At 75.0% G+C, this 23138-nt stretch carries 22 protein-coding genes; 3 read left to right on the top strand and 19 right to left on the bottom strand.

What is annotated here, in order from left to right:
* Window positions 1-149 precede the first annotated feature (149 nt).
* Entirely contained in the window at window positions 150-1943 is a 1794-nt protein-coding gene (locus tag CELF_RS07685) for a proline--tRNA ligase (protein ID WP_013770688.1), read from the bottom strand.
* Window positions 1944-2027: 84 nt separating this feature from the next.
* Here CELF_RS07685 and CELF_RS07680 point away from each other — a divergent pair, with 84 nt between their 5' ends.
* Window positions 2028-2918 carry an Fpg/Nei family DNA glycosylase gene (locus CELF_RS07680; RefSeq protein ID WP_013770687.1) on the top strand — a complete coding sequence of 297 codons (891 nt, stop codon included), beginning with the start codon at window positions 2028-2030 and terminating at the stop codon, window positions 2916-2918.
* Between the two features lie 84 nt (window positions 2919-3002).
* Here the strand turns inward: CELF_RS07680 and CELF_RS07675 are convergent, their stop codons facing one another.
* The 3 genes from CELF_RS07675 to CELF_RS07665 form a co-directional block, all read right to left on the bottom strand.
* Entirely contained in the window at window positions 3003-3911 is a 909-nt protein-coding gene (locus tag CELF_RS07675) for a GNAT family N-acetyltransferase (protein ID WP_013770686.1), read from the bottom strand.
* Window positions 3912-3987: 76 nt separating this feature from the next.
* The gene (gene ispG, locus CELF_RS07670) at window positions 3988-5148 is read right to left on the bottom strand and encodes a flavodoxin-dependent (E)-4-hydroxy-3-methylbut-2-enyl-diphosphate synthase (RefSeq protein WP_013770685.1); all 1161 of its coding nucleotides are present in this window, start codon (window positions 5146-5148) and stop codon (window positions 3988-3990) included.
* A 105-nt stretch (window positions 5149-5253) separates the two neighbouring features.
* Window positions 5254-6576 (bottom strand): M50 family metallopeptidase, encoded by a 1323-nt coding sequence (locus CELF_RS07665; protein WP_013770684.1) that lies wholly within the window; start codon window positions 6574-6576, stop codon window positions 5254-5256.
* Between the two features lie 196 nt (window positions 6577-6772).
* Here CELF_RS07665 and CELF_RS07660 point away from each other — a divergent pair, with 196 nt between their 5' ends.
* Complete coding sequence (locus CELF_RS07660; protein ID WP_013770683.1) at window positions 6773-8089, top strand: NAD(P)/FAD-dependent oxidoreductase; 1317 nt, start codon at window positions 6773-6775, stop codon at window positions 8087-8089.
* An 83-nt stretch (window positions 8090-8172) separates the two neighbouring features.
* Here CELF_RS07660 and dxr read toward each other — a convergent pair whose 3' ends face one another.
* The 8 genes from dxr to rpsB form a co-directional block, all read right to left on the bottom strand.
* Window positions 8173-9336 (bottom strand): 1-deoxy-D-xylulose-5-phosphate reductoisomerase, encoded by a 1164-nt coding sequence (gene dxr / locus CELF_RS07655; protein WP_013770682.1) that lies wholly within the window; start codon window positions 9334-9336, stop codon window positions 8173-8175.
* A gap of 69 nt (window positions 9337-9405) precedes the next feature.
* On the bottom strand, window positions 9406-9960 hold the full coding sequence (locus CELF_RS07650) for a DivIVA domain-containing protein (protein ID WP_013770681.1): 555 nt from the start codon (window positions 9958-9960) through the stop codon (window positions 9406-9408).
* The gene (gene rlmN / locus CELF_RS07645; protein ID WP_013770680.1) at window positions 9961-11085 is read right to left on the bottom strand and encodes a dual-specificity RNA methyltransferase RlmN; all 1125 of its coding nucleotides are present in this window, start codon (window positions 11083-11085) and stop codon (window positions 9961-9963) included.
* A 103-nt stretch (window positions 11086-11188) separates the two neighbouring features.
* Complete coding sequence (locus CELF_RS07640; RefSeq protein ID WP_013770679.1) at window positions 11189-12040, bottom strand: phosphatidate cytidylyltransferase; 852 nt, start codon at window positions 12038-12040, stop codon at window positions 11189-11191.
* Window positions 12040-12597 carry a ribosome recycling factor gene (frr, locus tag CELF_RS07635; RefSeq protein ID WP_013770678.1) on the bottom strand — a complete coding sequence of 186 codons (558 nt, stop codon included), beginning with the start codon at window positions 12595-12597 and terminating at the stop codon, window positions 12040-12042. Before frr ends, CELF_RS07640 begins: the two co-directional genes overlap by 1 nt.
* A 53-nt stretch (window positions 12598-12650) precedes the next feature.
* Window positions 12651-13394 carry a UMP kinase gene (gene pyrH / locus CELF_RS07630; protein WP_013770677.1) on the bottom strand — a complete coding sequence of 248 codons (744 nt, stop codon included), beginning with the start codon at window positions 13392-13394 and terminating at the stop codon, window positions 12651-12653.
* Between the two features lie 115 nt (window positions 13395-13509).
* Window positions 13510-14355, bottom strand: coding sequence for a translation elongation factor Ts (gene tsf / locus CELF_RS07625; protein WP_013770676.1), 846 nt, complete (start codon window positions 14353-14355; stop codon window positions 13510-13512).
* 49 nt (window positions 14356-14404) lie between these two features.
* Window positions 14405-15373, bottom strand: a complete 969-nt coding sequence (rpsB, locus tag CELF_RS07620; RefSeq protein ID WP_013770675.1) for a 30S ribosomal protein S2 — start codon at window positions 15371-15373, stop codon at window positions 14405-14407.
* Between the two features lie 424 nt (window positions 15374-15797).
* Here rpsB and CELF_RS07615 point away from each other — a divergent pair, with 424 nt between their 5' ends.
* Window positions 15798-16343 carry a M23 family metallopeptidase gene (locus tag CELF_RS07615; protein ID WP_013770674.1) on the top strand — a complete coding sequence of 182 codons (546 nt, stop codon included), beginning with the start codon at window positions 15798-15800 and terminating at the stop codon, window positions 16341-16343.
* A 185-nt stretch (window positions 16344-16528) separates the two neighbouring features.
* Here the strand turns inward: CELF_RS07615 and whiG are convergent, their stop codons facing one another.
* The 7 genes from whiG to lepB all read right to left on the bottom strand — a co-directional run bounded on the left by whiG (window position 16529) and on the right by lepB (window position 23081).
* On the bottom strand, window positions 16529-17419 hold the full coding sequence (gene whiG, locus CELF_RS07610) for an RNA polymerase sigma factor WhiG (protein ID WP_013770673.1): 891 nt from the start codon (window positions 17417-17419) through the stop codon (window positions 16529-16531).
* A gap of 377 nt (window positions 17420-17796) precedes the next feature.
* Window positions 17797-19035: a DNA-processing protein DprA gene (locus CELF_RS07605; protein WP_013770672.1), complete on the bottom strand. Its 1239-nt coding sequence runs from the start codon at window positions 19033-19035 to the stop codon at window positions 17797-17799.
* Complete coding sequence (locus tag CELF_RS07600) at window positions 19032-20555, bottom strand: YifB family Mg chelatase-like AAA ATPase (protein ID WP_013770671.1); 1524 nt, start codon at window positions 20553-20555, stop codon at window positions 19032-19034. Before CELF_RS07600 ends, CELF_RS07605 begins: the two co-directional genes overlap by 4 nt.
* Window positions 20556-20912 carry a YraN family protein gene (locus tag CELF_RS07595; RefSeq protein WP_013770670.1) on the bottom strand — a complete coding sequence of 119 codons (357 nt, stop codon included), beginning with the start codon at window positions 20910-20912 and terminating at the stop codon, window positions 20556-20558.
* 114 nt (window positions 20913-21026) lie between these two features.
* Window positions 21027-21350: a DUF2469 domain-containing protein gene (locus tag CELF_RS07590; RefSeq protein ID WP_041553372.1), complete on the bottom strand. Its 324-nt coding sequence runs from the start codon at window positions 21348-21350 to the stop codon at window positions 21027-21029.
* 67 nt (window positions 21351-21417) lie between these two features.
* Window positions 21418-22236: a ribonuclease HII gene (locus tag CELF_RS07585; RefSeq protein WP_013770668.1), complete on the bottom strand. Its 819-nt coding sequence runs from the start codon at window positions 22234-22236 to the stop codon at window positions 21418-21420.
* Window positions 22233-23081, bottom strand: coding sequence for a signal peptidase I (lepB, locus tag CELF_RS07580; protein ID WP_013770667.1), 849 nt, complete (start codon window positions 23079-23081; stop codon window positions 22233-22235). Before lepB ends, CELF_RS07585 begins: the two co-directional genes overlap by 4 nt.
* Window positions 23082-23138 lie beyond the last annotated feature (57 nt).

Here is a 23138-nt window from a genome sequence, read left to right as displayed (position 1 = left end):
GTGGCCTGACGCCGGGGCACCGACCGTGGCCTGACGCCGTGCACCGACCGTGGTGGCACCGACCGAGGTCCGGCGCCTGCGGCGCCTCGTCACCGGCCGACGGCCCGGACGCGACGCACGCGTCGACCGGGACCGCCGGGCCGGTGACGTCAGCGCGCGAGCAGCTCCGCGACGCGCCCCGCGACGTGCTCCACGACGTCGGCGACGGGCACCTGCACGGGCTCCCCGCCGACGCGCGGGCGCACCTCGACCAGACCCTCGGCCAGCCCGCGGCCGACGACGACGACCAGCGGGACGCCGAACAGCTCGGCGTCGGCGAACTTCACGCCCGGCGAGACCTTCGGGCGGTCGTCGTAGAGCACCTCGACGCCGCGCGCCACGAGCTGCGCCGCGACGTCCTCGGCGGCCTCGAAGACGCTCGCGTCCTTGCCGGTCGCGACGACGTGCACGTGCGCGGGGGCGACGTGCGCGGGCCACGCGAGCCCGCGGTCGTCGTGGTTGGCCTCGGCGAGCGCCGCGAGCACGCGCGTGACGCCGATGCCGTAGGAGCCCATGGTCACGACCTGGGACTTGCCGTTCTGGTCGAGCACCGTCAGCCCGAGCGCCTGGGCGTACTTGCGGCCGAGCTGGAAGATGTGGCCGATCTCGATGCCGCGCGCGAGCTCGAGCGGCCCAGAGCCGTCGGGTGCGGGGTCGCCCGCGCGCACCTCGGCGGCCTCGACGGTCCCGTCGGCGGTGAAGTCCCGCCCGGCGACGAGGTCGTAGACGTGCCGCCCGGGCTCGTTCGCACCCGTGATCCAGCGCGTGCCGTCGACGACGCGCGGGTCGAGCAGGTACCGCACCGCGGTCCGCTCGGCACCGTCGGCGACGGGCACGTTCGGACCCAGCACGCCGGGACCGATGTAGCCCTTGACGAGCTCCGGGTGGGCGGCGAAGTCGGCCTCGCCCGCGGCCTCGACCTCGGCGGGCGCGAGCGCTGCCTCGAGACGCTTGAGGTCGACCTCGCGGTCGCCGGGCAGGCCGACGACGAGCAGCTCGCGCTCGCCCGACGGGTGGACGAGGGCGAGCACGACGTTCTTGAGCGTGTCGGCGGCGGTCCAGGGCCGGTCCGCACGCGGGAAGCGGTCGTTCGACACGGTGACGAGGGTGTCGATGGTCGGGGTGTCGGGCGTGTCCTCGACGTGGGCCGCGGGCGCGTCGGACCAGTCGAGCGCGGGCGGCGCGACGGTCGTGACGGCCTCGACGTTCGCGGCGTAGCCGCCCGCCGAGCGCACGAACGTGTCCTCCCCGATCGCCGTCGGCGTCAGGAACTCCTCGGACCGCGAGCCCCCCATCGCGCCGGACGTCGCGGACACGATGACGTACTCGAGCCCGAGCCGCTCGAACACGCGCTGGTACGCGGCGCGCTGAGCGGCGTAGGACGCGTCGAGGCCGGCGTCGTCGACGTCGAACGAGTAGGCGTCCTTCATGACGAACTCGCGTCCGCGGATGAGGCCGGCACGCGGGCGGGCCTCGTCGCGGTACTTCGTCTGGATCTGGAAGAGGGTGAGCGGCAGGTCCTTGTACGACGAGTACAGGTCCTTGACGAGCAGCGTGAACAGCTCCTCGTGCGTGGGCGCGAGCAGGTAGTCGCCGCCCTTGCGGTCCTTCAGGCGGAAGATGTTCGGCCCGTACTCGGTCCAGCGCCCCGTCGCCTCGTAGGGCTCCTTCGGCAGCAGGGCCGGGAAGTGGACCTCCTGGGCGCCCGCGGCGGCCATCTCCTCGCGCACCACGGCCTCGACCTTGGCGAGCACGCGCAGGCCGAGCGGGAGCCAGGTGTAGATGCCCGGGGCCGCGCGGCGGATGTAGCCGGCGCGCACGAGCAGCTTGTGGCTGGCCACCTCGGCGTCGGCGGGGTCCTCGCGCAGCGTGCGGACGAACAGCGTGGACAGGCGCAGGAGCATGGGGGCGAGCCTAGTGGTCGCGGCGGGGTGCCCTCGCGCCGCCCCGGGCTGTCCCCTGTGGGCGGCGTCGGCCAGGATGGGCCCGTGCCCGAGCTCCCCGAGGTCGAGGCGCTCGCGGGGTTCCTGCGCGGGCGCGCGGTCGACCACGCCGTGTCCGGTGTCGAGGTGGGTGCGATCAGCGCCCTCAAGACGTTCCGCCCGCCGCCGGACGCGCTCGTCGGCGCCGTCGTCGTCGACGTGACGCGGCACGGCAAGTGGCTGGACCTCATGGTGGCCACCGCGACCGGCGAGCCGCTGCACCTCGTCTGGCACCTGTCCCGGGCGGGCTGGGTGCGCTGGACGGACCAGCTCTCCGACCGGCCCGTGCGGCCGGGCAAGTCGCCGATCGCGCTGCGCGTGCGCCTCGACGACGGGTCCGGGTTCGACCTCACCGAGGCGGGGACGCGCAAGCGGCTCGCGGTGCACGTCGTCGCCGAGCCGACGGACGTCCCCCAGGTCGCGACGCTCGGCGTCGAGCCGTTGTCGGACGAGTTCACGCAGGACCGGCTCACGGAGCTGCTCGCGGCCCGCAACCAGCAGGTCAAGGGCCTCCTGCGGGACCAGGGCACGATCGCGGGCATCGGCAACGCCTACTCCGACGAGATCCTGCACGCGGCCCGGATGAGCCCGTTCGCGCCCACCCGGTCGTTCGACGCCGACCGCACGGCGACGCTGTACGCGGCGATCCGGCAGGTGCTCACGGAGGCCGTCGAGGCCGCGTCGGGCCGGCCGGCGGCGGAGCTCAAGGACGCCAAGCGCCGCGGCATGCGGGTGCACGGCCGCACGGGCGAGGCGTGCCCGGGGTGGGACGGGGTGCCGTGCGGCGACACGGTGCACGAGGTGTCCTTCGCGGACTCGTCGCTGCAGTACTGCCCGACCTGCCAGACGGGCGGCAAGCCGCTCGCCGACCGCCGGATGTCGCGGCTGCTGCGTTGAGCGCCGGGCCGCGGAGGTAGGGACCTGGGCGGCGCCGGCTGCCCGACCGCACGGCGACAGCCGGCGGCGCGCCGTCGGCCGGCGTCAGAAGAGCACGGTGGCGTACGTGCCGACCCGGCGGAACCCCACGGCCGTGTACGCCGCGACCGCGCGGTGGTTGTACCCGTTCACGTAGAGCGACACGACGGGGGTGTCCGCCGTGCGCGCGAGCTCGACGACCGCCGCCATGCCGGTCTCCGAAAGCCGTTCACCGCGCCGCTCGGGGGTCACCCAGACGCCCTGCACCTGGGCCACGCCGCCCGCGACGGCGCCCAGCTCGGCCTTGAACACGACCGTGTCCCGGGGACCGCGGCGCCCGTCCTCGCGCTCCACGCGCACGAACGAGCGTCCCGCGGCGATGAGCCCGCGCACGCGTGTCTCGTACGGGCCGTTCGGGCCACCCGCGGGCGAGTAGCCGACCTCCTCGGTGAACATCCGGATGCAGGCGGGCAGGACGAGCCCGTACTCGTCCGCACGCGAGCGGCGCACCTGCGGGTCGGGCGTCACCGCGGGCGGGTGGTCGATCACCATCGAGGGCTGCACGGCGCGGACCTCGCGCGCGGCGGGCCAGACGGTGCTCAGCCGGTCCCACAGCCCGAGGACGGGCTCGGCGGCGCCGACGATCGAGGAGCACCGCCGCCCCTGGGCGCGCGCGAGCCCGGCGAACGCGTCGAGGGCCCGCTGCGCGACGCGGGGGTCGCGCACGGGGACGACCGGGACGAGGTTGGCGCCGGCCCAGCATACGGCCACGAGCTCACCCTCGTGCTCGAAGCCCCACAACGACCCGCCGGCGGTCCGCAGGCCGCCCGCGACCGCCTGCTCGAGGCGCGTCGTGGCCAGCACCGCGGCGACGGGGGCACGGGCGCAGACCGCGAGCGCCGCCTGCAGGTCCACGTCCCCCAGGACGCGGCCCCCTGCCCGCTCGTCGAGCAGCACCGCGCGCCGAGAACCCATGACACGGATTGTGCACCACGGCGGGCGGGCGGTCCCGTCGGCGACCGAACCGCTTCGACGTGGCGCGCCGCCGACGTCAGCCGACCGAGACCGTGGGCCCGCCCTGGCCGGCCTCGACCGGGTCCATCGACTCGGCGAGCCGCATGGCCTCCTCGATGAGGGTCTCGACGATGAGCGACTCCGGGACGGTCTTGATGACCTCGCCCTTGACGAAGATCTGCCCCTTGCCGTTGCCCGACGCGACGCCGAGGTCGGCCTCGCGCGCCTCGCCGGGGCCGTTGACGACGCACCCCATGACGGCCACGCGCAGCGGGACCTCCATGCCCTCGAGGCCGGCGGTGACCTTCTCCGCGAGCGTGTAGACGTCGACCTGCGCACGCCCGCAGGACGGGCACGACACGATCTCGAGCTTGCGCGGGCGCAGGTTCAGCGACTGCAGGATCTGGATGCCGACCTTGACCTCCTCGACGGGAGGCGCGGACAGCGACACGCGGATGGTGTCGCCGATGCCCTTGCTCAGCAGCGCGCCGAACGCCGTCGCGGACTTGATCGTGCCCTGGAACGCCGGGCCCGCCTCGGTGACGCCGAGGTGCAGCGGCCAGTCGCCCGCCTCGGCGAGCAGCTCGTACGCGCGGACCATGACCACCGGGTCGTTGTGCTTGACCGAGATCTTGAAGTCGTGGAAGCCGTGCTCCTCGAACAGCGACGCCTCCCACACGGCGGACTCGACGAGCGCCTCGGGCGTGGCCTTGCCGTACTTCGCGAGCAGGCGCGGGTCGAGCGAGCCGGCGTTGACGCCGATCCGGATCGAGACGCCCGCGTCGGTCGCGGCGCGGGCGATCTCCTTGACCTGGTCGTCGAACTTGCGGATGTTGCCGGGGTTCACGCGGACGGCCGCGCACCCCGCGTCGATCGCGGCGAACACGTACTTCGGCTGGAAGTGGATGTCGGCGATCACGGGGATCTGGGACTTGCGGGCGATGGCGGGCAGTGCGTCCGCGTCGTCCTGGCTGGGCACGGCGACGCGCACGATGTCGCAGCCCGACGCCGTCAGCGCGGCGATCTGCTGGAGCGTGGCGTTGATGTCCGTCGTCGGCGTCGTGGTCATGGACTGGACGCTGATCGGGGCGTCGCCGCCGACCTCCACCCTGCCGACGCGGATCTTGCGCGAGGGACGGCGGGGGGCCAGGACGGGGACCGGCGCCTGCGGCATGCCGAGGCTGATCGGGGTGCTCACCCGTCCATCATCGCACCGTCGCGCGCAGCCCCCGGCCGTCGTGGGCGCCCGCCACGAGACCCGCACAGAACCCGCGCGCGGTCGCGGGCCGTCGCACGGGACGGGTCAGATCGTCACCGGGTTGACGATGTCGGCGTACACGAGCAGCAGGCCGACCGCACCCAGCAGCACGAACACGGCGTACGCGAGCGGGACGAGCCGCGCGCTGTCCGACGGGCCCGGCCGCGGCAGCCCCCGCAGGCGTGCGACCTGCCGGCGCGCGCCCTCCCAGAGGGCGGCGGCGACGTGCCCGCCGTCGAGCGGCGGCAGCGGGATGAGGTTGAACACGAACAGCGCGACGTTGAGCATCGCGAGCATCTCGAGCCAGGAGACGACCTTGACCTCCAGGCCGAGGTCGCCGAGCCCCTCGTAGGCGCCGATCTCGCCGGCGAACCGACCGATGCCGACGACCCCGACGATGCTGTCCACGCCCCGCTCCTGCGAGCCGAACGTCGACTGCACGAGGTCGACGACGCGCGCGGGCAGCGTCGCCACGACGGTGATCGTCTGCCACGTGCGCTCGGCGACGACCCCGGGCACCTCGAGGACCGGCGTGCGCTCGAGCGCCATCATCGGCTGCACTCCCAGGAACCCGACGCGCGTCATGACCGGCTCGCCGTCCGGGCCCAGGACGGCCTCCCCCGCGTCGTCGAGCTGCGGGCGGTCGGCCACGACCGGCGTGACCGTCAGGTCGACCCGCGCGCCGTCGCGCTCGACGACGACGGGCACCTCCTGGTCGCCGCTCGCACGGATGAGCTCGGTGAGCTGCGCCCAGGACGTGACGTCGGTGCCGTCGTAGCGCACGACGGTGTCGCCGGGGCGCATGCCCGCCGCGGCGCCGGGGGCGGGCTCGTCCGCGTCGGTGCAGGTCCGGTCCGCCGGGGCGTCCGACGGCAGCACGCACGCGTACACGGCCTGCAGCGTCGTGCTCGTGCCCGTCGGCGCACCGATCGCGGACAGGGCGACGCCGAGCAGCACGACGGCGATGACGAGGTTCATCACGGGCCCGCCGAGCATGACGACGAGCTTCTTGGGCGTCGAGAGCCGGTAGAACGCCCGGTGGTCCTCCCCCGGCCGGATCTCCTCGGCGCTCGCCTGCCGGGCGTCGCGGGCGAGGCGGCCCAGCCACGTGCGCGCGGGCGGGTTGCCGACGGCCTCGTCGGGTGCGTACATCCCCACGAGCCGCACGAACCCGCCCAGCGGGATGGCCTTGAGGCCGTACTCCGTCTCGCCCTTGGTGCGCGACCACAGCGTCGGCCCGAACCCGACCATGTAGTGGCTCACGCGCACGCCGAAGCGCTTGGCGGGCACCATGTGCCCGACCTCGTGCAGCGCGATGGACGCGAGCAGCACGACGACGAAGACGAGCACCCCGAGCAGGTACGCCATCCGGACCCTCACACCTCGACACGCGTCCGCGCGCGCGGACGGGCCCGGGACTGCCCCGGACCGGCACCCATCATCCCCTGCCCGGCTGGGAGGCCGCTGACAGCTCCGCCCGTGCCACCCGCGCGGAGCACCTCGACGGGCCGGGGACGTACGGTCCGCCCTCGCCGCCGCCCGCGGGGGGCACTACCGTCCGGGCATGGCGACGGTCCCCCGCACGCACCCTCTCTGGCTCGACCGGCTCCCCACGGAGGAGCCCCGCCCGCCGCTCGACGGCGACTCCCGCGCCGACGTCGTCGTCCTCGGCGCAGGCCTGAGCGGGCTGTGGACCGCGTACTACCTGCTCGAGGCCGACCCCGCGCTCGACGTCCTGGTCGTCGAGGCGGACGTCGTGGGCGGCGGTGCCGCGGGACGGGGCGACGGGTGGTGCACGGCCGACCCGGTGCTCCCGGTCCCGGCCGACGAGGTCCCGCCCGACGGACGCGCCCTGCGGCAGGCGCTGCGCGACGCCGTCGTCGAGGTGGGGGGCGTGGCCGCCGCCGAGCAGGTCGACTGCGGCTTCGACTACGGGGGGACCGTGTGGCTCGCCCGCCATCCCGGCGCGCTCGAGCACCTCGCCGCCGTCGCCCGCACGGCCGCGGACGACGACGACCTGCACCTGCTCGGGCCCGCGGAGGCGACCGACCTCGTGGGCGCCGACGGCGTCCTGGGCGGCCTCGTCGGGCACGACAGCGCCCGGCTCGACCCGGCGAGGCTCGCGCGCGGGCTGCGGGACGTCGTGCTCGCGCGCGGCGCACGCGTCGTCGAGCGCACGCACGCGGTGCGGGTGTCGCCGCGTGCCGTCGTCACCGACCGGGGCACCGTCCGGACGCGGTGGTCGGTGCGCGCGCTCGGCGCGTGGTCGGCCGGACCGGCGGGCGATGCCCGCGCGGTCGCGTCGCGGCACGCCGTCGCGGTCACGACCGCGCCGCTCGACGCCGCCGCGTGGGGCGCCGTCGGCCTCGGGCGGGAGTCGTTCACCGACGTGCGCCCCCTGCCGGTGCGGGGGGCCCGCACCGACGACGGACGGCTCCTGCTCGTCGACCCCGTCGGCGTGCCGGCCGGCGCGGGCGGCCCCGCGGGACGCGACGTCGAGCGGGCGGCCGCGCGCCTGCGGGCGGCCCTCGCGTCGCTGTTCGGCTCGCTCGACGGCGCCGCGGCCAGCCTGTGCTGGACGGTGCCGCTCGGTGTCGCGCGCGACGGGCTCCCGTCGGTCGGCCTCGGTGACGACGGCGTCGCGTGGATCCGTGGGCTCGGGTCCGGCGGGGCCGCCGCGGCGAACCTCGCGGGCCGCACGGTCGCGGACCTCGTCACGGGTGCCGACAGCCCGCTCGTGCGGCTGCCGTGGGTGGGGCACCGCTCGCCCGCGTGGCCGGCCGGCCCCCTGAGGGTGCTGGACGGCGCCGTGGCACGGCGGCGTGCCGAGCGCGCGGACGCCACCGTGCGCGTGCCCGACGGGGTGCGCACGCCGCGCTGACGCCGCTCCCGGCCGCGCCCCCACCGCCCGGCCGACCCCAGCCGACCCCGGCCGCCGTCGCGGCCCCGTCCGGGCGGGTCGCGTCAGCGGCGGTCGAGCACCTCGTGCGCGCGGGCACGGGCCCACGCCTCCGCCGCGAGGACCGCGTCCAGCGTGAGGTCTCCGGGCGCGGTCCCGTCGTGCTCGCGCAGCACGCGCTCGACGGTCGTGACGATGTCCAGGAAGCCGATCCGGCCCGCGAGGAAGGCGTCGACGCACTCCTCGTTCGCCGCGTTGTACACCGCCGGGTGGGTCGCCGACGCGGCGACCGCCTCCCGCGCGAGGCGCACCGCGCCGAACACCTCCTCGTCGAGGGGCTCGAACGTCCACGCCGTCGCCTGCGACCAGTCGCACGGCGGTGCGACGGCCGGGACCCGGTCCGGCCACGACAGGCCGAGGGCGATGGGCAGGCGCATGTCCGGCGGGGACGCCTGCGCGATCGTCGAGCCGTCGACGAACTCGACCATCGAGTGCACGACCGACTGCGGGTGCACGACCACCGTGATGTCGTCGACGGGCACGCCGAACAGCAGGTGCGCCTCGATGAGCTCGAGCCCCTTGTTCATCAGGGTCGAGGAGTTGACGGTCACGACCGGCCCCATCGACCACGTCGGGTGCGCGAGGGCCTGCTGCGCCGTGACCGTCTTGACGTCGTCGAGCGACCAGCCGCGGAACGGACCGCCCGACGCGGTCAGGACGATCCGGCGCACCTCGCCGCGCGCCCCGCCGCGCAGGGCCTGCGCGATGGCCGAGTGCTCGGAGTCGACGGGCACGATCTGGTCGTCGCGGCGTCGCGCGGCGTGCACGAGCGCGCCGCCGACCACGAGCGACTCCTTGTTGGCGAGCGCGAGCGTGCTCCCCGCACGCAGCGCCGCGAGCGTCGGCCCGAGCCCCACCGACCCCGTGATGCCGTTGAGCACCACGTCGGCGCCCCGGCCCGCGAGCGTCGTCGACGCGTCCGGCCCGGCCAGCACCTCGATCCCCGTGCCGTCGAGCGCCGCGGCAAGCGCGGGACCCGCGCCCTCGTCCGCGACGGCGACCGTCTGCACGCCGAGCTCGCGCGCGTCCCGCGCGACCGCCGCGACGTCGCGCCCGCCGGCGCTCAGACCGACGACGTCGAACCGCTCCGGGTTGCGCCGGACGACGTCGATCGCCTGCGTGCCGATGGACCCCGTGGAGCCGAGGATGACGACGGTGCGTGCACTCACGCGCCCATCCTCCCCGACGGCGCCCCTGCTCGCGGCCACGCCGACGGTGCAGGACTCACCCGGCCGGGCTCACTCGACGCCGAGCAGCACCTCGACCGCGCGGGCCAGGAAGGCGTCGACGGGCGGCTCGGCGTACGCGTTGCCCCCCTTGCGGCTGCGGAACGTCGCCGAGCGGACCTCGGCCGCCGACAGCGGGGTGCCCTTGTCGAAGTACGCGACGAGCCGGTGGCACAACGCGTCGACGTCCGCGGGCTCGTACCCCTGCTCGCGGCCCTCCGGCGGACCGAACCGGTCCCCGTCCGGGCGGGACAGCCGGCCGTACAGCGAGCGCGCCTGCTCGCTGAGGCGCGCCATCCACGCCTCCTGGCCGTTGCGCGCCACGAACTCGGCGCGCTGGCGCGCGACGAACGCCGCCTCGAGACGGTCCAGCGCCGCGTCGACCGCCGACGTCACGTAGCCGCCGCGCACCATGTCGAACGCTACGCCGCGCACGTCCTTGCTGGACAGCGCGGACGACGGGCCGGTCTCGTACACCTGCCGGGCGTGCGTGAAGAAGTCGTCGACCTCGTCCGGGTCGTAGCCCTGCTTCAGGCCGGAGACGGTCCGGAACATGCCGTCGCTCACTCAGTCCTCCTCCGCCGCGAGCTGGCCGCACGCACCGTCGATCTCGCTGCCGCGCGTGTCCCGGACGGTCGTCGGGATGCCGTGCGCACGCAAGCGTGCCACGAACTCCCGCTCCACCTGGGGATCGCTCGCCGTCCACCGCGAGTTCGGCACCGGGTTGAGCGGGATCGGGTTGCAGTGCACCCAGCCCGTGCCACGGGCAGCGAGCTTCTCGCCGAGGAGGTCCGCACGCCAGGCGTGGTCGTTGACGTCCCGGATGAGCGCGTACTCGATCGAGACGCGACGGCCGGTCTTCTCGAAGTACCGGTGCGCCGAGTCGATCGCCTCGTCGACGCTCCACCGGGTGTTCACCGGGACCAGCTCGCTGCGCAGCTCGTCGTCCGGGGCGTGCAGCGACAGCGCGAGCGTCACCGGGATGCCCTCGTTCGCCAGCTTGTCCATAGCCGGCACCATGCCGACCGTCGACACCGTGACGTTGCGGGCCGACATGCCCAGCCCGTCCGGCGTCGGCGCCACGAGGCGGCGCACCGTCTCCATGACCGCCTTGTAGTTCGCGAGCGGCTCGCCCATGCCCATGAACACGACGTTCGTCAGGCGCGTCGGGCCGCCCGGAACCTCGCCGTCCGCGAGCGAACGGGCCGCGGCGCGCACCTGCTCGACGATCTCCGCGGTCGACAGGTTGCGGGTCAGGCCGAGCTGGCCCGTCGCGCAGAACGCGCACGCGAGTCCGCAGCCCGCCTGGCTCGAGATGCACAGCGTCGTCCGGTTCGCGTAGCGCATGAGCACCGACTCGACCTTCGCGCCGTCGAACAGGTGCCACAGCGTCTTGACCGTCGTGCCCTGGTCCGCCGTGAGCGTGCGGTGCGCGGTGAGGAGCGTCGGGAACAGGCCCTCGACGAGCTTGTCCCGCGTCGCCTTCGGCAGGTCGGTCATCGCCGCGGGGTCCGACGTCAGGTGCGTGAAGTAGTGCGTCGCGAGCTGCTTGGCGCGGAACGGCTTCTCACCGAGCTCGGTGACCGCGGCGACCCGCTGCTCCGGGGTCAGGTCGACGAAGTGCTTGGGCGGCTTGCCCCGCGGCCCACGGGTGGGGGACGACAGGTCGAGACGCACGGGTGTACCGGTCATGTGCGGGTACCCCCTTCTGGTGGTGCGGCGGTGGCCGCGGGTCGGACGGTCGGTCGGTGCGGGTCGGTCGGCGCCCGCGGGGGTGCTCGTCGGTGGGTGCTGGTCAGACCGTGGCCGGGACCAGCATCGCCAGCACGAGGTAGACGGCCGGCGCCGTCAGCAGCAGCGAGTCGAGCCGGTCGAGGACACCGCCGTGCCCCGGGACGAGCCGGCCCATGTCCTTGAGCTCCAGGTCGCGCTTGAGCATCGACTCCGCGAGGTCGCCCAGCGTCGCCGTCGCGACGGTCGCCAGGCCGAGGAACACCCCGACGAGCGGCTCGCCCTCGAACGCCATCTGCACGCCGACGACTCCCACGACGCATGCGAGCACGATCGACCCGAGCAGACCCTCCCAGGTCTTGTTCGGGCTGACCGAGGGCGCGAGGGGGTGCCGGCCGAGCAGGACCCCCACGGTGTACCCGCCCGTGTCGCTCGCGACGACGAGCAGGATGAACAGCAGCACGCGTGCGGGCCCGTCGGGCTCCGCGAGCATGAGCATCGCGAACCCGGCGAGGAACGGCAGGTACGCCGCCGCGAAGGCGCCCGCGGTCGCGTCGCGCACCGCGGGCTCGCCGCTGCCGTCGAGGACCCGCCACACGACCACGCCGCCCACCGTGAGCATGAACGCGACGAACAGCGCCTCCGGACCGGCGAGGTACGCCGACACGAGCGTGCCGACCGCGCCCACCAGCAGCGGCAGGAGCGGCAGGTGGATGTTGCGGCGCGTGAACGCCTGCGCGAGCTCCCACAGCGCCGCGCACACGGCGACGATCGCCAGGACCCCGAACGCCTCCTTGCGCACGAACAGGGAGGCGACCACCACGACGAGCAGCGTGACGCCGACCACGACCGCGACCGGGAGGTCACGGCCCGGGCGCAGGGTGCGGGGGGCGGCGATGGTGCTGTGCTCCGTCATCAGACCTCGAGGAGCTCGCTCTCCTTGGAGGCGAGCAGGTGGTCGATCGTCTCGACGTGCTTCTTCGTGAGCGCCTCGAGCTCCTTCTCCGCGCGCACGACCTCGTCCTCGCCGGCCTCGCCGTCCTTGACGATGCGGTCGAGCTCTTCCTTGGCCTTGCGGCGCACGGAGCGCACCGACACGCGCGCGTCCTCCGCCTTGGCCTTGGCGAGCTTCACGAAGTCGCGGCGGCGCTCCTCCGTGAGGGCCGGCAGCACGACGCGGATGACGTTGCCGTCGTTGGTGGGGTTGACGCCCAGGTCGGAGTCGCGCAGCGCCTTCTCGATCGCCGTCGTCGACGACTTGTCGAACGGCGAGACCAGGATCGTGCGCGCCTCGGTGACGTTGAACGACGCGAGCTGCTGCAGCGGCGTGGGGCTGCCGTAGTAGTCGACGAACACCTTGGAGAACATCGCCGCGTTGGCCCGGCCGGTACGGATCGTCGCGAAGTCGTCCTTCGCGACCTCGACCGCCTTGTCCATCTTCTCCTCGGCCTCGAGGAGGGTCTCGTCGATCACCGCTGCTCCTTCGTGCTGCTGTCGTCTCGGGTCTGGCGTGCGGGCGTGGTGCGTCAGCTCGCGGTGACCAGCGTGCCGATCTTCTCACCCTGCAGGGCGCGCGTGACGTTGCCCCGCTCCTCGAGCCCGAACACCCGCATGACCACGTCGTTGTCGCGGCACAGGCTCAGAGCCGTCGCGTCCATCACGCCGAGGTCGCCCACGAGGGCGTCCGTGTACGTCAGGTGGTCGAGCTTGACGGCCGACGGGTCCTTGCGCGGGTCCGCGCTGTAGACGCCGTCGACGCCGTTCTTGCCCATGAGGACCTCCTGGCAGTGCGTCTCCAGGGCCCGCTGGACGCTCACCGTGTCCGTCGAGAAGTAGGGCATGCCGGCGCCCGCGCCGAAGATCACGACGCGGCCCTTCTCCAGGTGCCGGATCGCGCGCAGCGGGATGTACGGCTCGGCGACCTGGCCCATCGCGATGGCGGTCTGCACGCGCGTGCTCACCCCGGCCTGCTCGAGGAAGTCCTGCAGCGCGAGGCAGTTCATCACCGTGCCGAGCATGCCCATGTAGTCCGCGCGTGCGCGGTCGATGCCGCGCTGCGACAGCTCGGCGCCGCGGAAGAAGTTGCCGCCGCCGACGACGATCGCGACCTGCACGCCCGAGCGCACCGCGACCGCGATCTCGGCCGCGACCCGCTGCACGACGTCGGCCGCGAGACCCACGTCACCGCCGCCGAACGTCTCTCCGGAGAGCTTGAGGAGCACGCGCCGCGGGGGTGCGACCTCCGCGGTCGCGGTCGGGTCCTGGGTCACTGCGCCTCCATCGACATCGGTCGTGCTCGGTCGTGCGACGGGGCGCTGCACCCGGCCCCGGTGCGACGGTGGCCCCGACCCTCCCGGGCCGGGGCCACCGTCGTGTCACATGGCGTCAGGCTCCCACGCGGTAACGGACGAAGCCCGTCAGCGTGCCGCCGGCCTCGGTGAGGACCTGGCCGACCGACTTCTTCGGGTCCTTCGCGAACGCCTGGTCGAGCAGGACGTTCTCCTTGAAGAAGCCGTTGAGGCGGCCCTCGACGATCTTCGGCAGCGCGGCCTCGGGCTTGCCCTCGGTGCGGGCCGTCTCCTCGGCGATGCGACGCTCGCTCTCGACCGTCTCCGCCGGGACGTCCTCACGCGTGAGGAACGTCGGCGAGAAGGCCGCGATGTGCGTCGCGATGTCGCGGGCGACACCGGCACCGGCCGCGTCGGTCGCCACGAGGACGCCGACCTGCGGGGGCAGGTCCTTGTTGACCTTGTGCAGGTAGACCTCGACGTGCTCGCCGGCCACGCGGGCCAGACGACGCACGACGACGCGCTCACCCAGGGTGGCGGCCGTCTCGTCGACGATCGACTGCACGCTCGTGCCGTCGACCTCGGTGGCCAGCAGCGCGTCCGCGTCACGGGCGGCCGAGCCGACCGCGGCCGAGAGGACGCGCTCCGCCAGCGCGACGAAGTTCGGGCTCTTCGCCACGAAGTCCGTCTCCGAGTTGACCTCGACCAGCACGCCGGTCTGGCCCTCGCCGTCCGCCGTCGGACCGACGTGCGCCGCGACGAGACCGTCGGAGGCCGCACGGCCCTCACGCTTGCCGACGCCCTTGAGGCCCTTGACGCGGATGATCTCCAGCGCCTTGTCGGAGTCGCCCTCCGCCTCCTCGAGCGCCTTCTTGACGTCGAGCATGCCGGCGCCGGTCTTCTCGCGCAGCGCCTTGATGTCCGCGAGCGAGTAGTTCGCCATCAGTGGTTCCCGTTCCTGTCGTGGTGGGGTGCAGCGGGCCGGGGCCCGGTCACTTGGACTCGGCGTCGCCCTCGGCGGCCTCGGCGGCGGCGTCGACGGCCGGCGCAGCGTCCGCACCCGGCGCCTCGGCGGCCTCGTCCGCGGCGGGGGCAGCGGCCTCGTCCGCGGCGGGGGCAGCGGCCTCGTCCGCGGCGGGGGCGGCAGCGGCCTCGGGCTCGGCGGCGGCCTCGGCGACCTGCGCCTCGGCACCGGCGAGCAGCTCACGCTCCCACTCGGCGAGCGGCTCGGCGTCGGCCTCGGCACCCTCCGCGGCGGCGGTGCGGCCCGAGTGGCGCTTGAGCAGGCCGTCGGCGGCGGCGTCCGCGATCACGCGGGTGAGCAGCTGCACGGCACGGATCGCGTCGTCGTTGCCCGGGATCGGGTAGTCGACGACGTCCGGGTCGCAGTTGGTGTCGAGGATCGCGACGACCGGGATGCCGAGCTTGCGCGCCTCGTCGACCGCGAGGTGCTCCTTGTTGGTGTCGACGATCCACACGGCCGAGGGGACCTTGGCCATGTCGCGGATGCCGCCCAGGGTCTTGCTGAGCTTGTCCTTCTCGCGACGCAGGACGAGCAGCTCCTTCTTCGTCAGGCCCGAGGCCGCGACGTCGTCGAAGTCGATCTGCTCGAGCTCCTTGAGGCGCTGCAGGCGCTTGTGGACGGTCGTGAAGTTGGTGAGCATGCCACCGAGCCAGCGCTGGTTGACGTACGGCATGCCGACGCGGGCGGCCTGCTCGGCGACGGGCTCCTGCGCCTGCTTCTTGGTGCCGACGAACAGGATCGAGCCGCCGTGCGCGACGGTCTGGCTGACGAAGTCGTACGCGCGGTCGATGTAGGACAGCGACTGCTGCAGGTCGACGATGTAGATGCCGTTGCGCTCGGTGAAGATGAAGCGCTTCATCTTGGGGTTCCAGCGGCGGGTCTGGTGCCCGAAGTGGACACCGCTCTCGAGCAGCTGGCGCATGGTCACGACGGCCATGGCACGTCCTTCCGGCGCGCACCGTGCGGTGCGCGCGTCTGGGCGGACCCGCCTCGGCGGACCCGCGTCTCGGTTGTCGGCTCCGACGTGGTCGGGGCCCCTGGCACCATGTCGGAGGCCGCGCCGGGACCTCGTCGACTGACGGTGGTCCCGGACCGGTGCGGCGTCCGACCCCGGCCGCGGTCCGCGGGGCGGACGTGCGGGCGGGTGGATGGTGCGCGATGTCGACCGGCACGGACCGGTCGCAGGGGAAGTCTAGCCGATGCCCGGCCGTGCCCCGGACGGCGCCCCGGGCGAGGCTCCGGACCGCGCCCCCGATCGTGACGGTGCCGCCGAGCCGTCCACAGCCGGCGCCGTCGGCGCGTCGTCCACCGCACGACCCGCCCGCCGCGACGCCCGGAGCCGCCGGGCGCCACGGTGAGGCGTGCCCCACCCCCACCCCTGGCCCCTCGTCGCGGCGGTCACCCTCCTCGCGGCGCTCGCCGCTCCACCGTTCGCGGCCGCAGCCGCGGCCGACCCGCCCGCACCGGTGCCCACGTCGGCGTCGGGCCGCACGCACGGCCCCTACCAGCTGCCGGTGGACGGGGACCCAGCGGTCCTGCGTGCCTTCGAGCGCCCGCCCGAGCCGTGGGCCGCCGGGCACCGGGGTGTCGACCTGCGGGCACCCGACGGGTCCACGGTCGTGGCGCCGGCCGCGGGCACGGTGGCGTTCGCGGGCGTCGTGGCGGGGCGCGGCGTCGTCACCGTCGCGCACGACGACGGGCTGCGGTCCTCGTTCGAGCCCGTCGACGCGGCAGCCGCGGTCGGGGCGCGTGTCGCGGCGGGCCAGGCCATCGGCACCGTGGCCGCCGGCGGCTCGCACTGCGCGCCCGCGGCGTGCGTCCACTGGGGCGTGCGGCGGGGCGAGGAGTACCTCGACCCGATGGCGCTCGTCGGCGGCGGACCGATCGTGCTCCTCCCACCGGGGTAGCGGGCGCCCCTACCCGTCGAGGCGTCCCGCAGGGCGGTCCGCGCGGGTGCGGGTGAGCGCCGCGCGTGCCGGGGCGACGGCCGGACGCACGGACGGGCCGGGGCGACGGCAGGACGCACGGACGGACGGGCCGGCGCGCCGAGGAACGGCGGGCCGACCCGTCCGGGGTCGTACGAGACGGGGCGTCAGCCCTGCTCGGCCTCCACGAGGCGCGTGCGCAGGCGCAGCATCGCCGCGGTGTGCATCTGCGAGATGCGGGACTCGGTGACGCCGAGCACCCGGCCGATCTCGGCCAGCGTCATGCCCTCGTAGTAGTAGAGGACGACGACCATGCGCTCGCGGTCGCCGAGCTGCTCGATCGCCCGCGCCAGCAGGTACTTGGTCTCGGCCGCGTCGAGCGAGCCGGCCGGGTCCTGCGTGCGCTCGTCACCGAGGGTGTCGACGAGGCACACGCCCGCCTGACGGTCCTCGCCGCCGCCGAGCAGCTCGTCGAGCGCGGCGATGTTGACGGTCGACAGCTGGGAGAACGTCGCCCGGAGCTCGCCGACCGAGATCTCGAGGTGGCGGGCCACCTCCGCCTCGGTGGGGGCACGGTGCAGGGTCGCCTCGAGCTCGGCGTACGCGCGGTCGACGGAGCGTGCCTTGGTGCGGACCGAGCGCGGCACCCAGTCCATGGCCCGCAGCTCGTCGATGATCGCGCCGCGGATGCGGGACGAGGCGTAGGACTCGAACTTCACCGCGCGGTCGGTCTCGTACTTCTCGATCGCGTCGATGAGACCGAACATGCCGTAGGAGACGAGGTCCGCCTGCTCGACCGTGCTGGGCAGGCGCATCCCGACGCGGCCGGCGACGGCCGCCACGAGCGGCGCGTAGTGCAGGATCAGGTGCTCGCGGGCGGCGCGCGAGCCGGTGGACTTGAAGTCGGCCCACGCGGCGTCGACGGCCGACACCTCGGGGACGTCGACCTGCGGGGCATCGGTCGGGGCCGTGCCGCGCTGCTGCGGGATGACGCCCAGCGGGGCGCTGCCGGCGTGACGCGTACGGAGCACCAGCCCGGTGTCCAGGGCACTCGTCATCGGGGTACTCCGTTCGTGCGTGCGCGCGTGCGCGGGCGGTCGTCGGCCGGGCGACCCGGTCGGACCGCGAGGAGGGAGGGCGTGCGCTCGCCGACCGTGGCGCGCTGCGTGGCCGCCGCGGACTGCACCGTCCGCCGAGCGCCGCACCGAGCCGGGCCGGCCGACATTCCCGGAATCACGCGGAATGCCGAGAACGAGGCCGAGGAACTCGCGGGGAGAACGTCCTCCGTCGCGGGCCGCGTCTCGTTCATGGCCCTACGGTGGCGGGAAACACAGGCGGGAACAAGCGACGTTCGTCACTCGGTCGGCCCATCGGGGGCGAATGTGGCGGCATTGTCTGAATCGATGTCCGATTCGGCCGTTTCGGCCGCCGAAATTCACCCGACCGGCCGTCCACGGCCGGGAACTCCGCCGGGCGACGACGCCGGGGCGGTCGGGGTGGCACGTGTCGCGGGACCGAGCCGCCACCCGTCGACCACACGCTCGGCGAGCCCCGCGAGCTCGAGGAGCCCGAGTGCCGCGCGGGCCTCCGCGAGACTCACCCCGGCGTCGGCGGCGGTGGTCGCGGCGTCCCGCGCCCGGCGCCGCGACAACGCGTCCAGGACCCGCGCGGCGTGCTCGGGCAGACCGTCCGCCGGTCCGGCACCGGTGTCGCGCGTCCCCGGCTCCCCGGTACCCCGGGCTCCCCCGAGACCGGCGAGCTCGAGCACCTCGGAGGGATCCGTCACGCACACCGCGACGCCGTCCCGCAGCAGCCGGTGGCAGCCCGCCGACGCGACCGAGGTGACCGGCCCGGGGAACGCGCCGACGGGACGCAGCAGACCGGCCGCGTGGTGGGCGGTGCTGATCGCCCCCGACCTCCACGCCGCCTCCACGACGACGGACGCCCGTGCCGTCGCGGCGATCACGCGGTTGCGCTGCAGGAACCGGCTGCGGGTCGGCAGCGCGCCGACGGGGACCTCGGAGACGACCGTTCCCCCGTCGTCCATCACGGCGGCGATCATCCGGGCGTTGCCGACCGGGTAGGCACGGTCGACGCCGCCCGCGAGCACGACGACCGTCGGACCGCCGCGCGCGAGCGCCCCGCGGTGCGCGGCGGCGTCGATCCCGAACGCTCCCCCGGACACGACGGCGACGTCCGCGTCGACCAGCGCACCGGCGACGTCGTGCGCGAGACGCTCGCCGTACGTCGTGGCGGCGCGGGCGCCCACGACCGCGACCGAGCGATCGGTGACGGCGTCGAGGTCGCTGCGACCCCGCACCCACAGGGCGAGCGGTGCCGCCGGTCCGAGGTCGCGCAGTCCCCGCGGCCAGCGGCCGTCGCCGGGGACGAGCAGGGTGCCGCCCAGGTCCTCCAGCGCGCGGAGCCGGCCCGCCCCGTCGACGGCCGGCAGCCGGGGTGCCCACCGGTCGACCGCGCGGGCCACCCGGGACCGCGACGCGGACGGCACGTCGTCGCGGACGCCGTCCACCGCCGCACGACGGACCCACTCCCACGCCTCCCGGGCGCCCCACGCGGCGACCAGCGCGCCGGCGACCGGGTCGCCCGGCTCGACGAGCTCGCTCCACGCGGCGCGGGCGGTGCGCTCGTCGTGCGGCTCGGGTGCGCTGCTCATGCGCCGTGCCCTCGCGTCCGCAGCAGCAGGGCGCGGCCGATGTCGGAGCGCGTCGGTGCCGCGCGGCCGTCGAGGTCGGCGAGCGTCCACGCCACCCGGAGCACCCGGTCCACGCCGCGCAGGCTCAGCGTTCCCCGCTCGAGCGCCCGGTCGAGGTCCGCGACCGCCGCCCGGTCCGGGCCCAACCGGTCCCGCAGCCAACGGCCGGGCACCTCCGAGTTCGTCCGCCACGGCGTCGTCCGCAGGCGCTGCTCCTGCGCCGCGCGGGCGGCGGCGACCCGGCGCGCGACGACGGCGCTGCCGTCCCCCGCGCGACCCGCCGCGCGCGCCGGCTCGAGCTCGACCTGCACGTCCACCCGGTCGAGCAACGGGCCGGAGAGGCGCGCGAAGTAGCGCCGGCGCTGCTCGCTGCGGCACGTGCAGTCGAGACCGCGGCCGACCGCGCGGCCGCACGGGCACGGGTTCGCCGCGAGCACGAGCTGGAACCGTGCGGGGTACCGCGCGGCACCCGCCGCCCGGTGCAGGACCACCTCGCCGTGCTCGAGCGGCTGGCGGAGCGTCTGCAGCACCGCGGAGGTGAACTCCGGCGCCTCGTCGAGGAACAGCACCCCTCGGTGCGCCCGCGACGCGGCCCCCGGTCGGGGCAGACCGGATCCCCCACCGACCACGCTCGCGGGCGTCGCGGTGTGGTGCGGGTCCTCGAACGGCGGCCGCCGCACGAGCCCCGCGCCGGGGTCGAAGGTGCCCGCGACGGAGTGCACGGACGTCACCTCGACGGCCGCCGCCTCGTCGAGGTCGGGGAGCAGTCCCGGCAGCCGTGCGGCGAGCATCGTCTTGCCGGTGCCGGGCGCACCGACCATGAGGAGGTGGTGGCCACCCGCGGCGGCGACCTCCAGGCAGTGCCGCGCGTCGTCCTGGCCCAGGACGTCGGCCAGGTCGCCGCAGTCCTCCTGCGCCGGTCCGGGAGGCGCCTCGGCGCCCACCGCCGGCAGGTCGGGGACCGCGACCGGCGCGCCGTACAGCGCGGCGACCTCGGCCAGGCTCGCCGCACCGACGACCAGCGCGCCGGGCACCAGACGTGCCTCGGCGAGGTTCGCGGCCGGCACCACGACGCGCGGGTGCCCCGCGGCGACCGCGGCCGCGACCGCCGGCAGGACGCCCCGGACGGGTCGCAGGCGGCCGTCGAGGCCCAGCTCCCCGAGGTGGACGACCGCGCCGGCACGCTCCGCGTCGGGCAGGCCCGCAGCGGCGAGCGTCGCCACGGCGATCGCGAGGTCGAACCCGGAGCCCGACTTCGGCAGCGCCGCAGGGCTGAGGTTCACCGTGATGCGCCGGTTCGGCCAGGGCAGGCCGCTCGACGTCACGGCGGCGCGCACGCGGTCGCGGGCCTCGGCGAGGGCCGCGTCGGGAAGCCCGACGAGCGTGAACGCCGGCAGCGAGGGCGCGAGGTGCGCCTCGACCTCGACGACGTGCGCGGCGAGCCCGACGAGCGCGACCGCCCAGGAGCGCCCGAGCGTCACTCAGACCACCCCCACGAGGTGCTCGACGAGCGCCGCGCCGCTGCGCGGGACGCTCACGCACACCACGTCGACCCGCACCGAGGCCGGCCGGACGTCGTGCTCCGCGAGCCACCGCGCGGCGAGCCGGCGGACCCGGGCGAGCTTGCGCGCCGTCACCGCCTCCGCAGGGCTGCCGTACGTGGTCGAGCGCCGCGTCTTGACCTCGACGACCACGAGCTCACGGCCGTCGAGAGCGACCAGGTCGAGCTCGCCGTCGCTGCACCGCCAGTTGCGGGCCAGCACCTGCCAGCCCCGCGCGACGACGTGCCTCGCGGCCACGTCCTCGCCGTACCGTCCCACCGCGTCCTTCGCACGCACCGGACCACCTCCGCACGGAAGGCTGCCGCGCGGGCCGGACGCCGGACGCGACGACCGGGCGCCGCCGTGGAGAGGGCCGGCGGGGCCGGGGGCTGTGGACGGCTGGGCGTCGGATCAGCGCGGGAAGCCCGCGCCGCCGCCCAGGTCGAGCTCCGCCTTGGCGAGCTCCTCGACGTTGACGTCCTTGAACGTCACGACGCGCACCGACTTCACGAACCGCGCCGACCGGTACACGTCCCACACCCACGCGTCCGCGAGGCTGAGCTCGAAGTACACCTCGCCCGCGGCGGACCGCACCTGCAGGTCGACGTGGTTCGCCAGGTAGAACCGGCGCTCCGTCTCCACGACGTACGAGAAGAGACCCACGACGTCCCGGTACTCGCGGTACAGCGCGAGCTCCATGTCGGTCTCGTAGTTCTCCAGGTCCTCGGCGCTCACCGGTCCATCATCCCCCATGGGCGGCCCGCACCCACCACCGGCACCCGCGCGGCGGAGCCGGTACGCCTCAGCGCGCCTCGGCCGGCACGACCCTCGCGCCGTCGTACGCCTCGAGGACGTCGAGCGGCAGCAGCGCGTCGGCGTCGACCACGTCGCGCGGGCCGGGTCCGTCCGCGGCGGGCAGCCGCCACGACCGGCGGTGCAGCACGCACGGGCCGTGGTCGCGCAGCGCGGCGAGGTGGTCCGGCGAGGAGTAGCCCTTGTTCTCGTCCCAGCGGTACTCGGGGTGGCGGGCCGCCAGGTCGACCATGACCGCGTCGCGCTCGCACTTGGCGAGCACCGACGCCGCAGCGACGGTCGCGCACGTGCGGTCCGCCTTGACGCGCGTGAGCACGCGCGGCGGCGTGGGGGCGGAGGCGTCGACCGCGGCGAAGAGGTCCTGCTGCGTGGGCCCGGACAGCCAGTCGTGCGAGCCGTCGAGCAGCACCACGTCGACGGGCCCGACGGCTGCGTGCACGGTCTCCAGCGCGCGCGTCCCGGCCAGCCGCAGGGCGGCGATGATCCCGACGGCGTCGATCTCCTCGGCGCTCGCGTGCCCGACGGCGCGGGCGACGCCCCACCGGCCGAGCGCGGGCAGCAGCGCGGTGCGCGCGGCCGGCGTGAGGAGCTTGGAGTCGGCGACGCCTCGCGGTGCGGAGCGCGTCGCGACGTCGACGACCACGACGCCGACGCTCACGGGCCCGGCGAGCGACCCGCGTCCGACCTCGTCCATGCCGGCGACGAGCCGCGCGCCGTCGCGCAGCAGGACGCGTTCGTGGCGCAGGTGCGGGCCGGGCCGCGCAGCCCGGAGCCGCGCGCGCGGCACGAGAGCGGCGTCGGCGGTCACGGCGCGGCCGGGACGTCCTCGAACGCGGCCGTGGGGTTGCGCAGCAGCCCGGCGCGGTCGAGGGGCCACACGGTCACGAACGCGACGCCCACCACGTTCGCGACGGGCACCGAGCCGCCGCCCGGCTTGCCCATGTTGAACCGCGAGTCGAACGAGTGCTGGCGGTTGTCCCCCATGACCCACAACGAGTCCGCCGGCACGACGACGTCGAACGCCACGTCGCTCGGCACGGCGCCCGGCGCCAGGTACGGCTCGTCGACGGCGACGCCGTTCACGGTGATGGGCCCGCCCTGCGAGCGGCACGTCTCATCGCACGCCACGTGGTCGCCGGGCAGCCCGATGATCCGCTTGACCAGGTGCTCGCCCGCGTCCTGCGGGTAGAGGCCGACGAACGTCAGCACCGTGCGGACGACCTTGTCGAACCCCGTCGGCGCGACCTCCTGGGCACCGCTCAGCCAGTCACCGGGATCCTTGAAGACGACGATGTCGCCCCGCTTCAGGTCGAAGGGGCCCGGCGTGAGCTTGCTGACCAGGATGCGGTCGTCCTCGACGAGGGTCTGCTCCATCGACGGGCTGGGGATGAAGAACGCCTGGATGAGGAAGGTCTTGACGACGAGCGACAGCACGAGCGCGCTGACGAGGATGATGACCGTCTCGCGCAGCATGGACAGCGCACCGCTGCGCTTCTGCTGGGCCGCGTGCCGGTGGTGACGTCCCTGCCGTCCGCCCGCGTCGGCGCCGGTCGGCTCGACCTTCCCGTCCTGGGCCGGGACGACGAGCCCGTCACGAGGCCACGGCGGGCGCCGGCGCTGGTCGTCGAGCTCCTCGGCGGGGCGGTCGATCACCCGCACACTCTCGCATGCCCGGGAGAACTTCGTGTAACGGACCCCGGCCTGTCGCCA

The organism is Cellulomonas fimi ATCC 484 (assembly GCF_000212695.1).
GTDB lineage: Bacteria > Actinomycetota > Actinomycetes > Actinomycetales > Cellulomonadaceae > Cellulomonas > Cellulomonas fimi.
Note: the sequence above shows the minus strand (reverse complement) of the source record. Positions and strands in the feature narration are given on the sequence as shown.

Bases quoted from the DNA above. Each gene is read 5' to 3' on its own strand.
- CELF_RS07640 (WP_013770679.1), bottom strand. From the start codon at position 12,040: ATGACGGAGCACAGCACCATCGCCGCCCCCCGCACCCTGCGCCCGGGC.
- tsf (WP_013770676.1), bottom strand. From the start codon at position 14,355: ATGGCGAACTACTCGCTCGCGGACATCAAGGCGCTGCGCGAGAAGACC.
- CELF_RS07675 (WP_013770686.1), bottom strand. From the start codon at position 3,911: ATGGGTTCTCGGCGCGCGGTGCTGCTCGACGAGCGGGCAGGGGGCCGC.
- whiG (WP_013770673.1), bottom strand. From the start codon at position 17,419: ATGACGAGTGCCCTGGACACCGGGCTGGTGCTCCGTACGCGTCACGCC.
- CELF_RS07660 (WP_013770683.1), top strand. From the start codon at position 6,773: ATGGCGACGGTCCCCCGCACGCACCCTCTCTGGCTCGACCGGCTCCCC.
- CELF_RS07605 (WP_013770672.1), bottom strand. From the start codon at position 19,035: ATGAGCAGCGCACCCGAGCCGCACGACGAGCGCACCGCCCGCGCCGCG.
- rpsB (WP_013770675.1), bottom strand. From the start codon at position 15,373: ATGGCCGTCGTGACCATGCGCCAGCTGCTCGAGAGCGGTGTCCACTTC.
- CELF_RS07685 (WP_013770688.1), bottom strand. From the start codon at position 1,943: ATGCTCCTGCGCCTGTCCACGCTGTTCGTCCGCACGCTGCGCGAGGAC.
- CELF_RS07665 (WP_013770684.1), bottom strand. From the start codon at position 6,576: ATGGCGTACCTGCTCGGGGTGCTCGTCTTCGTCGTCGTGCTGCTCGCG.
- rlmN (WP_013770680.1), bottom strand. From the start codon at position 11,085: ATGACCGGTACACCCGTGCGTCTCGACCTGTCGTCCCCCACCCGTGGG.